Annotated in this window: 12 protein-coding genes and 1 tRNA gene; 12 read left to right on the top strand and 1 reads right to left on the bottom strand. The window is 49.8% G+C overall.

The features are described from left to right. Positions 1–17: 17 nt before the first annotated feature. From mfd to ilvA, 12 genes are all read left to right on the top strand, one after another. Complete coding sequence (gene mfd, locus AC9UCN_RS05655; RefSeq protein ID WP_509524741.1) at positions 18–3,560, top strand: transcription-repair coupling factor; 3,543 nt, start codon at positions 18–20, stop codon at positions 3,558–3,560. After that, entirely contained in the window at positions 3,553–4,242 is a 690-nt protein-coding gene (locus tag AC9UCN_RS05650; RefSeq protein WP_509524739.1) for a nucleoside triphosphate pyrophosphohydrolase, read from the top strand. The genes mfd and AC9UCN_RS05650 overlap by 8 nt, the downstream gene beginning before the upstream one ends. A gap of 56 nt (positions 4,243–4,298) precedes the next feature. Beyond that, on the top strand, positions 4,299–5,507 hold the full coding sequence (gene hisS / locus AC9UCN_RS05645; protein WP_509524738.1) for a histidine--tRNA ligase: 1,209 nt from the start codon (positions 4,299–4,301) through the stop codon (positions 5,505–5,507). A gap of 88 nt (positions 5,508–5,595) precedes the next feature. Beyond that, positions 5,596–6,873, top strand: a complete 1,278-nt coding sequence (gene eno, locus AC9UCN_RS05640) for a phosphopyruvate hydratase (RefSeq protein WP_509524737.1) — start codon at positions 5,596–5,598, stop codon at positions 6,871–6,873. Between the two features lie 8 nt (positions 6,874–6,881). Beyond that, positions 6,882–7,343, top strand: a complete 462-nt coding sequence (locus AC9UCN_RS05635; protein WP_509524735.1) for an FtsB family cell division protein — start codon at positions 6,882–6,884, stop codon at positions 7,341–7,343. Then, a complete protein-coding gene (locus tag AC9UCN_RS05630) occupies positions 7,330–7,824 on the top strand; it encodes a DUF501 domain-containing protein (protein ID WP_509524733.1) in 495 nt (164 codons plus the stop codon). Before AC9UCN_RS05635 ends, AC9UCN_RS05630 begins: the two co-directional genes overlap by 14 nt. Beyond that, positions 7,812–9,029 (top strand): S8 family peptidase, encoded by a 1,218-nt coding sequence (locus AC9UCN_RS05625; RefSeq protein ID WP_509524732.1) that lies wholly within the window; start codon positions 7,812–7,814, stop codon positions 9,027–9,029. Before AC9UCN_RS05630 ends, AC9UCN_RS05625 begins: the two co-directional genes overlap by 13 nt. Positions 9,030–9,041: 12 nt before the next feature. Further along, complete coding sequence (locus tag AC9UCN_RS05620; protein WP_509524730.1) at positions 9,042–10,361, top strand: NAD(P)/FAD-dependent oxidoreductase; 1,320 nt, start codon at positions 9,042–9,044, stop codon at positions 10,359–10,361. An 18-nt stretch (positions 10,362–10,379) separates the two neighbouring features. Next, positions 10,380–10,452, top strand: a tRNA-Leu gene (locus AC9UCN_RS05615). A 108-nt stretch (positions 10,453–10,560) separates the two neighbouring features. After that, positions 10,561–11,124 carry a LemA family protein gene (locus AC9UCN_RS05610; RefSeq protein WP_509525003.1) on the top strand — a complete coding sequence of 188 codons (564 nt, stop codon included), beginning with the start codon at positions 10,561–10,563 and terminating at the stop codon, positions 11,122–11,124. 18 nt (positions 11,125–11,142) lie between these two features. Further along, positions 11,143–12,024, top strand: coding sequence for a M48 family metallopeptidase (locus tag AC9UCN_RS05605; RefSeq protein WP_509524727.1), 882 nt, complete (start codon positions 11,143–11,145; stop codon positions 12,022–12,024). 52 nt (positions 12,025–12,076) lie between these two features. Next, positions 12,077–13,330, top strand: coding sequence for a threonine ammonia-lyase (gene ilvA, locus AC9UCN_RS05600; RefSeq protein WP_509524725.1), 1,254 nt, complete (start codon positions 12,077–12,079; stop codon positions 13,328–13,330). Here ilvA and greA read toward each other — a convergent pair. Then, on the bottom strand, positions 13,327–13,806 hold the full coding sequence (greA, locus tag AC9UCN_RS05595; protein ID WP_509524722.1) for a transcription elongation factor GreA: 480 nt from the start codon (positions 13,804–13,806) through the stop codon (positions 13,327–13,329). The two genes, ilvA and greA, sit on opposite strands and share 4 nt — an antisense overlap. Positions 13,807–13,822: the final 16 nt, after the last annotated feature.

The raw sequence follows: 13,822 nt of genomic DNA, 5'->3' as shown, positions 1-13,822 counted from the left end.
CGCTTACACTAGGTCTTGTGCTAAATCACGGCCTAGTCGCGCGCCTGGGCCAGGGCTACCCGGTTGCAAAACTCCAATCAACACTCAAAAACAAGCGAATCGAAATAGTCGCGCCGCAAGCTGCCAACCCTTTTGTTCTCAGTTTGATTACGGAACTGCAAGAAGCCACCCCATCTCTGCATTTGATAATCGTCGCCACCGGTCGCGAGGCCGAAGATCTAGAAAGAGATCTTAAGTTTCTTGAGCCAGAAAGTGAAATACTGCTGTTTCCTTCCTGGGAGACACTTCCGCATGAAAGATTGAGCCCTAGCCCTGAAACAGTTGGTCAGCGCCTTCAAGCAATTAGTCGGCTTTCTCAGATAAACAAAGAAAAGCCAAAAAATCCTGTTTACCTCATCGTCTCCATACGTGCAGCTATTCAACCCGTTGTTGCAGGGCTTGATAAGTTTCCACCTCTCGAACTGGTAGCTGGCAAAGAATACTTACTACCCGAGCTTTCTCTAAAACTGGTGGAGCAGGCCTACCAAAGAGTTGACATGGTCTCCAAGCGTGGAGAGTTTGCAGTGCGCGGTGGAATTCTTGACATCTTTCCAACCACCGCGGAGCACGCTGCGCGACTGGAGTTTTTCGGTGACGAACTCGAGGAGATCCGGGAATTCTCCGTTTCGGACCAGAGATCATCTGCGGTCAAACTTGAATCGGTCACCTTGTTTCCCGCTCGTGAGCTGGTGATTACACCAAACGTGGCTTCCAAAGCTCGAGAAATGATGCACGAGTTTCCCAACCTTGCAGCGATGCTAGAGAAAATCTCGTTGGGTATTCCGGTTGAGGGCATGGAATCGCTAGCCCCGGCACTAGCTGATGGCATGGTCTCAATCTTTGACTACCTACCAAAGAGCCTGTCGGTTGTTGTGTTATCTCCGGAGAAGGCGGCAGCCAGAGCCGCCAGTCTGGTTGAAACCAACGAGGAGTTTTTGCACGCTGCTTGGGACGCAGCGATGGATGGCGCATCGGCACCAATCGATCTTTCCGGTGGTGGCTTCATTGACTTTGTTAGCTTCACTCAAAAGTTTTCGCAGTTCCAGGTATTTACCATCTCTCCTTTCGGGCTTGATTCCGAAGAAGTTGTGAATCTAGGAATTTTGGAAGTCCCAAACTTTAAAGGTCTCGAAGCCTCAGCCCTTGAGTGGGTGTTGGATCAACTTACTCAGAAGCACCTTGTAGTGATCTCTTCCGAAGGCTTGGGAACAAACGAACGACTCAAAGAGGTACTTGTTCAAGCTGGAGCAAACGCCGTGCTCACAGAAACCATCCCTGACGAACCAAAACCAAACACTGTTTACTTGATTCAGTCTCAACTAAGAAAGGGTCTGGTTTCAGAAGCTGCAAAGCTCACAGTGCTAACTCAACTTGAGTTTTACTCAAAGAGCTCATACTCCGCTCCGCAGGCTAGAAAACTTGCTGTCAAGCGAGGTCAAGCAGTTGATCCACTAACTCTCAAGTCCGGTGACTACGTGGTTCACGAGATTCACGGCATTGGCAGATTCAAGGAGCTGATACAAAGAACCAGCGGCATTGGAGCCAGGGTTCATCAAAGGGAATACTTGCTGATCGAATACGCCTCCTCCAAGCGCGGTTATCCAGAGGACACCCTGTTTGTTCCAACCGATCAGCTGGATATGCTCACCCGATATGTTGGCGCGGAAGCGCCAGTTATTTCTAAGCTCGGAGGTTCCGATTGGGCGCGTGCGAAAGGTAATGCCAGAAAGGCAGTTCGAAAGATTGCCATTGATCTTGTGAAGCTTTATTCGGCCAGGATGAATTCGGTTGGATACGCTTTCGCCTCAGATACCCCTTGGCAACATGAGCTCGAAGAGGCCTTCGCTTTCCAGGAGACCCCGGATCAGCTCACCACCATAGAAGAAGTAAAAGCGGATATGGAAAAGCCAATTCCAATGGACCGCTTGCTAGCAGGGGATGTGGGATACGGCAAGACAGAAGTCGCCATTAGAGCTGCTTTCAAGGCCATCCAGGATGGCAAGCAAGTTGTCATGCTGGTGCCAACAACCTTGCTCGCCAGGCAGCACACCGATACCGTCATGGACAGGTTCTCCGGTTTTCCGGTGAATGTGAAATCGCTATCTCGTTTCCAAACCGCCAAAGAAGTTCGTGAAACAATTGCCGGGCTAGCTACCGGTGAAGTGGATATGGTTATTGGAACCCACCGGTTACTTTCCGACAGCGTAAAGTTTCGAAATCTGGGATTGATAATCATCGACGAAGAACAGCGCTTCGGTGTTGAGCACAAGGAAAAACTAAAAGCTTTGAAAACCAACGTTGACATTCTTGCCATGAGCGCAACCCCAATTCCAAGAACACTGGAAATGGCAATTACTGGAATTAGAGAAATGTCCACTCTGGCTACCCCTCCAGAAGACCGCCACCCGATTCTTACCTTTATTGGTGGCTATAGCGAGAAGCAGGTAGCGGCAGCTATAAGGCGAGAGCTAATTCGCGAGGGTCAAGTGTTCTTTGTTCACAACAGGGTTGCGACAATCGAAAAAACCGCTAACGATCTTGCGAAGTTAGTTCCGGAAGCAAGAATCGCGGTGGCCCACGGTCAAATGCCCGAAGCGGCACTAGAGCAGGTGGTTGTTGATTTCTGGGAGAAGAAGTTTGACATCTTGGTTTCAACCACCATCATCGAAACTGGAATCGACATTCCTAATGCCAACACTTTGATTATTGACCGAGCCGAACACTTTGGGCTCTCTCAGCTGCATCAGATCAGAGGTCGCGTTGGACGATCCAGAGAACGTGCTTACGCATACTTCTTCTATGACCCGAGTAAGCCACTTAGTGAAACATCGCATGACCGCCTAGCCACCATTGCTCAAAACAACGAACTTGGGGCTGGAATCCAGGTGGCGTTGAAGGATCTTGAGATTCGCGGTGCTGGAAACTTGCTAGGTGGGGAGCAATCTGGCCACATCGCAGGAGTTGGCTTTGATCTGTATCTTCGAATGATTGGTGAAGCAGTGGCCGATTTCAAGGGAATCAAAATCGATTCCCCAGCGGAGCTAAAGCTTGAAATTCCTATTGATGCTCACATTCCTCACACCTACCTAGACAGTGAGCGTCTTAGACTCGAGGCTTATCACAAGCTCTCGGCGGCTTCTGGGGAAACTGGAACCAAGGAAACACTTCAGGCGATACTCGCCGAATTGGAAGATCGCTATGGTCCTGCGCCAGAGCAGGTGAAGAACCTAATTCTTGTGACCGAGCTAAGGCAAATTGCCAACCGGTTAGGCCTGAAAGATGTGAATCTACTTTCAAACATGATGCGCATTCAGCCTGTTGAGATGACCGAATCTATTCAGGTGAAGCTGTCTCGAAGCCATCAGGGGCTAAAGTATTTGCAATCGGCAAGAATTCTTCAGATTCCAATTCCTGCTGCGATCGACGCTGGCACTTCAACCAGCCAAGCCTTGATTGATTTCACACACAGAGTTTTCCAAGACATAGCCGTAATTCAAAAGGAAGTGGAAGTAAATGACTAACCTCGATGAGCTGATTGCAACAGCCAATAAACTGCGAGCTCCAGGTGGCTGCCCTTGGGATGCCGAGCAAACTCATCAATCACTTACCAAGTACCTGATTGAAGAAAGCTATGAGCTGGTCGAAGCAATTGAGTCGGGTAACCGCGAGCAAATTCTGGAAGAACTAGGTGATGTTTTATACCAGGTGATTTTCCATTCTGATCTTGCTCAGTCTGGATCGTTGGGGGAGAGCTTTAACATTCAAGACGTTGCAGCGCTTTCCACAAAGAAAATGAAGGGACGTCACCCGCACGTATTTGGAACACCCGAAGAACTCGAGCGCTACAAAGCCAACAGCGGTGAAGAAGTAATGCAGAACTGGGACGCCCACAAACAGCGCGAGAAGCCTGAGCGTGAAAGCGTGCTTGATGGCATTCCCAAAGCCTTGCCCTCTTTGATGCTTGCCGACAAGGTAATCGGCAAAGCCCAATCGCTTGGGGTCCTGGGAACAGAGGAACCAGGCTCGATAGAGCTAGCCGATGAAGATCAGCTAGGAGCCTTGCTTCTCGCCTTGGTCTTGGCTGCGAAATCCAAGGGTCTCGATGCAGAGCGTGCACTTCGCGAAAGCGTCAGGGAGTTAGAAGTTGAGATCAGACAGTTTGAACTAAGCGATGACTTTGACGCTGGGGTAATAGGCAGGTAGCTAAAGCACTAGCTTGCTAACGCAAGTTTTTTGCTCTGGTCTGCCAGACTGGAAATATGGCTCAGCAAATAAACCCACCTCGTGGCATGCGTGATTTTCTGCCGGTCGAAAAAGCCACGAGAGATGAGCTACTAGGCAAGATTTTGGCTAGCTATCGATCTTTTGGTTTTCAGGAAATCGAAACTCCAGCCCTTGAAAACATTGAACGTCTAACGAGCAGTGATGGTGGGGATAACGAAAGCCTGGCATTTCGAGTCCTCAAAAGAGGCGAAGAGTTAGAGGGGGCACTGGGACAAAGTGCTGACCAGCTTTCTGATCTTGGTTTGAGATATGACCTCACAGTTCCTTTGACCAGGTTCTACGCAACCAACCAGTCAAAGCTTCCTAAGGTTTTGAAGGCAATTCAAACCGGTCCGGTATGGCGTGCTGAGCGACCACAAAAAGGTCGCTACCGCCAGTTTGTTCAGTGCGATATCGACATCATCGGCGACGATACTTCTTTGGCCGAAATCGAAATCCTAAACGCTAGTTTGCACGCACTTGCAGCTTTAGGAATCACTACTGCAACGATTCGAGTCAATCACCGTGAACTTCTCTCTCGCTCTATTCAAGAACTTGGAGTTGTAGCTAAGGACCACTCTCGAGCGATGATCACTATCGACAAGCTAGACAAGATCGGCATCGATGGCGTCTGCCTTGAGCTCAAGGAAAGATTCAATGAAGAGGTAGCAGCAAAGGCAAAAACTTGGCTTTCGGGTCTGGCTGGAAAACAAGAAGTGCCCGAGCAATTGACATCAGTCTTTGAAGCCCTTGAATTGGTTCACCCTGGCAAGCTCCGCTTTGATCCAACGCTAGTTCGAGGAATGGGTTATTACACCGGAATCATTTTTGAAATTGAGCACCCAGAATCTGGAAGTTCAATAGGTGGCGGTGGTCGCTACGACGGAATGGTTGGCAAGTGGCTAAGCGAGGATGTTGCGGCTGTTGGAATCTCGCTCGGCTTTGAAAGAGTTGCCGATTTAGTTGCTACTGAATCATCAGCAAACAAGAACCTGGTTTTGGTTTTCGAACCTTCAGATCTTCAGCAAGCGTTAGCTACTCAAGCTCAGGCGATTGAAGCTGGTTACCAGGTGAGGCTAGAGCCAAAGCCTAAGAAGTTGAACACCCTGCTAGATAGCTTGAAGCTACAGGGCTTTTCTTCCTTTGCAAGCCTTGATAAGCCCACCGAAGGCCTCAAGGGCCTTGTAATCAAACCCATAGGCTAGGGCCAGTCGAACTAAACTAGTAGTGTGCCAACGGCGGCAACTGATAATCACATTGGAATTTGATTCCGAACAACTAAGGAGAAACCCCTTGTCACTTATCGAAGCCATCGGTGCCCGCGAAATCCTCGACTCTCGAGGTAACCCAACTATCGAGGTTGAAGTTTTACTAGATGACGATTCCTTAGGTCGCGCCGCAGTTCCATCCGGTGCCTCTACCGGAGCTTTCGAAGCACACGAGTCAAGAGATGGCGACAAGTCTAGATTTCTAGGTAAGGGTGTTCAAAAAGCGGTTCTTCGAGTGATCGGAGAAATCGATGAAGCACTGGTTGATTTTGATGCCACCGATCAGAGACTGGTTGATAACACTCTTATCGCCCTCGATGGAACAGACACCAAATCAAACTTGGGTGCTAACGCAATTTTGGGTGTTTCTCTAGCGGTTGCTAAAGCTGCAGCTGATAGCAGTGGCCTGCCTCTTTATCGGTACTTGGGCGGACCAAATGCTCACACACTTCCTGTTCCGCTTATGAACATCTTGAACGGTGGCGCTCACGCAGACAACGGTGTGGATGTTCAGGAGTTCATGATTGTTCCAATTGGAGCACCAACTTTCTCAGAAGCGCTGAGGTGGGGCACTGAGGTTTACCACTCTTTGAAGTCTCTTTTGCAGTCCAAAAACCTTTCAACTGGCCTAGGTGACGAGGGTGGATTCGCTCCAGATCTTCCAACTAACCGAGCAGCGCTGGAATTGATTTCAGAAGCCATTGAAAAAGCCGGCTACAAAGTCGGAACCGACATCGCCATGGCTCTGGATGTTGCTGCCACCGAGTTCTACAAAGACGGTAAGTACCACTTCGAAGGCAAAGCTCATTCAGCCGAGGAAATGATCACTTACTACGAAGGCCTGGTAGCTGCTTTCCCACTAGTTTCCATCGAGGACCCACTAGACGAAAATGACTGGGACGGCTGGGCAGCCATGACCAAGCGCCTTGGAGACAAAGTCCAGCTAGTTGGAGACGACCTGTTTGTTACTAACCCGTCAAGACTCCAAACCGGAATCGATAAAGGAACAGCAAACAGCATTCTGGTGAAGGTGAACCAAATTGGTACCTTGACCGAGACCCTGGATGCGGTAGCACTTGCTCAGAGCAACGGAATGACAGCAATTATTTCTCACCGCTCCGGTGAGACCGAAGACACCTTTATTGCCGACCTAGCGGTAGCTACCAATGCTGGTCAGATAAAGACCGGTGCCCCTGCTAGAAGTGAGCGAGTGGCTAAGTACAACCAGTTACTTCGCATCGAAGAAGAACTTGCCGATGCCGCTTACTACCCAGGAGCTAAGGCTTTCAAGAACTTTCGCTAGGACACTAAATGAGAATCACCGGTCGGCTAAATAGCTACACGCTAGCGCTGCTGGCGGTAATCCTAATTGGAATGTTCACTCTCGCTCCAAGCATTCAGATTTGGTACGAACAGCAAAGGCAAATAGCAGACTACCGGGCACTTGTTCTAGAGGCACAAGAGAACTTAGAAGGCATGCAGCAGGAGCGTCTTCGTTGGGATGACGAGGTTTACATCCGTGCACAAGCCAGAGATCGACTGTATTTTGTTATGCCAGGCGAGGTTAGCTTCCTGGTAATGGACGCGGAAGGCATTGACCTCTCTGACACTTCTGGAACTGTCGGCGCAATGCTTGCTGAGCAAAGAAAAAGTAGTGGATTCAGCCTTGAGGTTTTGGCCAGCAAGAAGAATTGGGTAGAAGCACTTTTGGAATCTACTTTGCGTGCGGGCCTGGAAGAACCAAATCAGGAACCAACCAGTGACACGAAGTAGTGCAACAGAACAAGACTTAGAATCAGTCAGCAAACAACTCGGAAGGCCCGTAAGGGATATTGTTGCAATTGCCGCGAGGTGCGTATGTGGCAATCCAATTGTGGTTCAAACCAAACCGAGGCTTGAAGACGGCACACCTTTCCCAACCCTTTACTACCTAACCTTGCCTGCTGCCACATCAGCTGTTTCGACTCTCGAAGCCGAGGGGCTAATGACCAAGCTTCAAGATCAACTCGCCCAGGATGAAGATCTTGCTAAGAACTACCAAAGCGCACACCTGAGCTATCTTTCGGACCGAGCCGAGCTTGGTCTGGTCGAAGAAATCGAAGGTATCTCTGCTGGCGGCATGCCAACTCGAGTTAAGTGTCTGCACTCACTTGTTGCACACTCTTTGGCCAAAGGCCCAGGGGTAAACATCATCGGCGACCTAGCGCTAGAAGCCTGCAGTTGGTCACCAAGTAGGTGTGTATGCGAAAACTAGCAATACTTGCAGCTTCGGTGCTTTTAACGGTGGGCCCATCGAGTGCGGCATTGGCAGAATCGGTTCGCGACCAGCAGTACTGGATTGAGGACTACAGCTTTACAAGCGCTTGGGAGTCAAGCCAGGGCGAGGGCGTCAAGATAGCAATCATCGATACGGGAATTGACTCCACCCACCCAAGCTTGCAAGGCGCGGTAGTTGGTGGAACAGACATGTCGGGACTTGGATCAAGTGATGGTCAAACACCAGTTGGCAGCAACAGCTATCACGGAACCATGGTTGCCTCTATTGCTGCCGGTCGCGGTGATGCTCAAATAGTTGGCACCGCACCAAAAGCCGAATTGCTTTCGGTTTCAATAGCGTTTGGCATCGAAGGATTAGATACCGATTCTCAGATTGCGGATGGAATTATCTGGGCAGTAGATAACGGTGCCAAGGTAATAAATCTTTCTCTCACCAGGAATTCTGTAACTTGGCCCGAGAGTTGGGACCGAGCATTTTTATACGCGTTTGAAAACGACGTAGTGATTGTAGCCGCCGCTGGAAATAGGGCTGATGGCACCGAAGAAGTCTCCGCACCTGCAACCATCCCAGGTGTTATTGCAGTTGCTGGTTTAGGTCGAGATGGTCTTGCGTCAGAGAGCTTCTCAACCAGTGGATTATCTCTTGGGGTATCTGCGCCAGCTGAAGATCTAATTGGCGCTTTTCCAGGCGGTGAGTATCGAATGTGGTCTGGCACCAGTGGTGCCACACCAATTGTTTCTGGAATGGTAGCTCTGATTCGCTCAATGTACCCAGACATGGACGTGGCAAACGTAGTCAATCGAGTTATCAACTCTGCAACCAGAGATGGTTTCGAGGGCTATTCAACTGCTTACGGTCATGGTGTGATTAATCCAACTCAAGCTCTACTCGCCGAGATTCCTTCAGCGTCCTCAAATCCTTTGGGCTCGTTGAGTCAGTGGATTGATCTTTATCGAGCTAGTGCCGAGGTTGAGGTGGACCCAGGAGAGATTGTGAGTCCAATAAAAGCCCCGACTCCCTTCACGGTTCTCGAAGAGCCAGCGCCTTCGTTACCCTGGTACACCGATATCAGCAACTGGCTGCCACTTGCTGGCTATGCTGGTCTAGGGCTTCTTGCAATATTCTTGTATTTTGCCTTTAGGTCACCAGGCCCCAGCCCAATTAGAGAAAAGCGAAAGTAGTAAATTAGTTCAATGCCTAGAATCTTGATCGTTGGTGGCGGCTATGCCGGTTTCTACACCGCAAAAAAGCTTGAAAAATACCTTGGTAAGAATGAAGCTGAGGTCACCCTTGTTGACCCGCTTCCTTACATGACCTACCAGCCGTTCTTGCCAGAAGTCGCAGCTGGATCCATTGAACCAAGACACGTCTTGGTCTCCTACCGCAGGCACCTAAAGCGCACCCGCATTGTTGGTGGAAAAGTAACTTTTATCAATCACAAGGAAAAGAAGGTTACGGTTTCAAGCCCAAACCTAGAGCCTTACGAGATTGAGTATGACCAAGTAGTTGTGACCGCGGGAGCGGTATCCAGAACTTTCCCAATTCCTGGCGTTGCTGATTTGGCAATTGGCATGAAGACCATCGAAGAGGCAATGGAGATCCGCAATCGCTTGCTAACCAACTTTGATCGAGCTGCCAGCTTGCCTGCTGGAGCGGAGCGTCAAAAACTACTCACCTTTATTGTTGTTGGTGGTGGGTTCGCGGGTATTGAGGCCTTTGCCGAGATGATGTCTTTGGCTACCTATCTATTGCGCTACTACAAGAACATTTCATTCGACGAGGTTCAGTTCCATCTTGTCGAGGCGATGAGCCGAGTCATGCCCGAGGTTTCTCTAAAGACCAGCCAATGGGTAGTAAAGAATTTGCAGGATCGAAACGCTAAGGTGCACCTGGATACTCAGTTGCAATCTGCTGAAGGTGGATTGATTGAGCTTTCTGATGGCCTCAAGGTAGAAGCAGACATCATCGTTTGGACCGCGGGAGTTATGGCCAACCCTGCAGTTAAGAACACCGATTTGCCTCTTGATGAAAGAGGACGAGTAAAAGCCGACACTTCACTTCGAATTGTTGATGGCGAGACCATCATCGCTGACGCTTGGACTGCGGGAGATAACTCTGCCGTTCCCGATCTTTCCGGAGATGGGGTCGGCGGCTACTGTGTTCCAAACGCTCAGCACGCCGTTCGTCAAGGAAAGCTACTGGCCAAGAACCTAGTTGCAAACTTGCGTGGCGAGGGAATCAAACCTTACTTCCACAGAAACATGGGTGCGGTTGCCGGTCTAGGAATTGGAGTCGGAGTGTTCCAGTATCGCAAGCTTGCTATCACCGGGTTGCCTGCCTGGTTCATGCACCGCGGTTACCACGTACTTGCGATGCCGATGTGGGAAAGAAAAATACGCGTTCTAGGTGGCTGGATTGCTAATTTCTTGCTAAGACGCGATGTTGTGTCTATCGCAGCTAGCAAGGACCCTCGATTAGCCTTTGAAACCTGGGCCTCTAGACCAAAAATCTAGAAGAACTTGGATTCCAAGGCCCCCGTAGCCCAATGGCAGAGGCAGACGACTTAAAATCGTCACAGTATGGGTTCGAGTCCCATCGGGGGCACACCTTTTAGTTTTCTGTGAGATTGGTGCTAACGGCCAATTTTTGAGCTTTCTGACCTAACATTTTTGTAAGGCACAAACTTCATAACTGATAGGAATCTTCGTGGATATTGCTCTTTTGGTACTGGTAGGTCTAGTCGTCCTTGTTGGAATCTGGCTCTGGTCTACTTACAACGCTCTAGTTGCGCTTAATGTTCGCGTTGACGAGGCTTGGTCTGACATCACCGTGCAACTCAAGCGCCGCGCTGACCTGATTCCTAATCTGATCGAAACCGTAAAAGGTTACGCCGCCTACGAAGGCAAAGTCTTTGAAGAGGTGACCAAAGCTCGCGCAGCTACCGTTTCACCAGAAGCGCTGGCTCACCCGGAGCAAGCAGCCGCGGCAGAGAACATGCTGCAGGGTGCGCTGAAGTCTTTGTTTGCAGTTGCCGAGGCTTATCCGCAGCTCCAGGCAAGCCAGAACTTTCTAAAGCTACAAGCAGAACTTTCCGACACCGAAGACAAGATCATGGCTTCCAGACGCTTCTATAACGGTGGCGTAAGAGAACTAAACACCAAGGTGTTGCAGTTCCCACAGAACTTCTTTGCAAAGGGACTTGGTTTCCCAGCTCGCGAGTTTTATGAGGTGGCCGATGCTGCAAGCATCGCAGAGCCACCAAAAGCTAGCTTCTAAACCAAAGAGAAAAGCAATATGTATTCAGCAATCGCTGCCAATAAGCGCAACACAATAATCATCATTGTGTTGTTTGTCGCACTCTTAAGTGCGGTTTCAATTTGGTGGGGCACAGCTTCCGGTAACGGATCCTCGGCACTATTTGTTGTTGGCTTTGTTTTGGTTTACACAATTTTCCAGTACTACATGGCTGGCAAGATAGCGATTGGACTTACTGGAGCCGTCGAAATACAGAAGTCTGATAACCCCAGGCTTTGGCGAACGGTTGAGAATCTTTCGATTGCCGAAGGTATTCCGATGCCCAAGGTTTATATCATCAACGACCCTGCTCCTAACGCTTTCGCGGCAGGACGAGATCCTGAGCACGCGATTGTTGCGGCAACCACAGGACTACTTGTGATAATGGACGATAACGAGCTAGAGGGAGTTATGGCTCACGAGCTAGCTCACATTAGAAATTACGACATTCGAGTGACAACCATCGTCTTTGGTCTAGTTAGCGCTGTTGGAATCTTGGCAGATTTTGCCATCAGAGCCACTTTCTTTGCCGGAGGTAGTAGATCCAGAGACAATGCCGGAGCGATATTCCTTTTGGTGGGCGTAGTAGCAAGCGTTATTGCTTGGTTTATTGGTCCGATTGTGACAGCCGCTGTTTCGCGTCAGCGGGAGTTCCTAGCTGATGCCACCGGCGTTGAGATCACCCGCTACCCAGATGGGTTAGCCAGCGCTCTCCAAAAGCTGGGCGAATATGGCCGCCCAATGAAGAAAGTGAGCGCTTCCATGGCTCACATGTTCATGAATGATCCAATCAAGCCTGGGTTCACTGAGAGGCTGTTTTCTACCCACCCTCCGATTCCTAAGCGAATCGAACGTATTCAGGCAATGGGCACTAAGTTCTAGGCGCAAATCTAACTAAACTTGGGTCTTAGGTAATTTCCCCCGAAAGGCGCCAATGACTACTCAACCCCCAGTGGTAGTTCCTTCGCTGACTGATTTTGAGACCGCGCTTGCTAATGTGAGGCAAGTCGCAATTGAAACCCCAACTCTCCACTCAAAGTTTCTTTCTGACCTAGTCGGTCAGCAGGTATTTCTAAAGTGTGAAAACCTTCAGCGAACCGGCGCATATAAAGTGCGTGGTGCATTCAACAGGATGAGCCACCTCACCGCAGCCGAAAAGAAAAAAGGAGTAATTGCAGCCTCCGCGGGAAATCACTCGCAGGGCGTTGCCTTAGCTGCAAAAAAACTTGGAATAAAAGCCACCGTTTACATGCCTATTGGAGCTTCGCTTCCTAAGGTCGAAGCCACAAGAAACTATGGAGCACGAGTTGTTCAGCAGGGCGGCACTTTTGCTGAGTGCCTCAAGGCAGCACAAGAGGAAGCCAAAAACACTGGTGCTATCTTCATCCCGCCCTTTGATCACATCGACGTGGTTCTGGGTCAGGGAACCGTTGGGTTAGAAATTCTCCAGCAACATCCAGATGTTTCAACAATTGTGGTGGCAATTGGTGGTGGAGGATTGGCTGCTGGGGTTGCGGTTGCGGCCAAGCTCGCAGCGGCGGCTCAGGGCAGAAAAATCAAAGTTATCGGAGTGCAGTCAGAGCATGCGGCTGCTTACCCAGCATCTCTTAGAGCCGGTAAGGTCACTGAAATTCAAACCACCCCGACCATTGCCGATGGAATTGCCGTTTCCAAGCCAGGGCGGGTGCCATTTGAGCTCATCAAAAAGTACGTTGACAAAGTAGTAACGGTCTCCGAAAACGATATCGCGAAGGCAATTCTGGTTTTACTGGAACGAGCCAAGCAGGTTGTCGAGCCAGCTGGAGCGGTGGCCGTAGCGGCTCTAATGAGCGGCAAGGCCAAGGCCAAAGGCAAAACTGTGGCTATCTTGTCAGGTGGAAACATGGATCCGCTGCTTCTTCAAAGAGTTATTCGCCACGGTTTATCAACTTCTGATCGCTACACCAACTTCTCGGTCATGCTTCCAGACCGCCCAGGTCAACTTGCTCTAACCGCTGAAGTGATCGCGGGAGCACACGCCAACGTCATTGAGGTTTTGCACACTCGCCATGGAAACGGCCTTCAGATAAGTGAAGTTGAGCTAAATCTTTCGGTTGAGACCAGCGGCCACAAACATCGGATGGAAGTTGTTAAGGCTTTGGAGAAAGCAGGGCTGCGTCCAAAGCTTCAACCATCTCGAGAAGACTAACCGTTAGTTACATCCAGAATCTTGACCTGGATAGTCTTTCCATTCGGCAAGTGAACATCTAGCTGCTCGCCAATTTTCTTGCCCATAATCGCACTTCCAATTGGAGAATCTGGGCTGTAAACCTCAATGTCTTCGTCGCTGATTTCGGCACTGCCTAGAAGGAACTTCTTTTCGGAGCCATTTAGCTCAACCGAGATTACAAGTCCCTGCTGGACGATACCGGCTGCCTTAGGAGCTTCTCCGACTCGGGCGGTTGCAAGGATTTCTTCCAAGCGGTTGATTCGAGACTCAATCTTGCCCTGCTCTTCTTTGGCGGCGTGGTAACCACCATTTTCTTTTAGGTCACCTTCCTCGCGTGCCTCTTGAATTCTTTTGGCTATGTCGCCGCGAGCGATAGTTAGCAGGTACTCGAGCTCGTCAGCAAGGCGATCGTAGGCTTCCTGGGTGAGCCAGCTGGCATCGTTAGTTTCAGACATAATCTCTCTAGCCTAA

The organism is Rhodoluna sp. (assembly GCF_036721215.1).
In the GTDB taxonomy this organism is placed as follows: Bacteria; Actinomycetota; Actinomycetes; order Actinomycetales; family Microbacteriaceae; genus Rhodoluna.
This window is presented reverse-complemented; position numbering and strand designations above follow the sequence as displayed.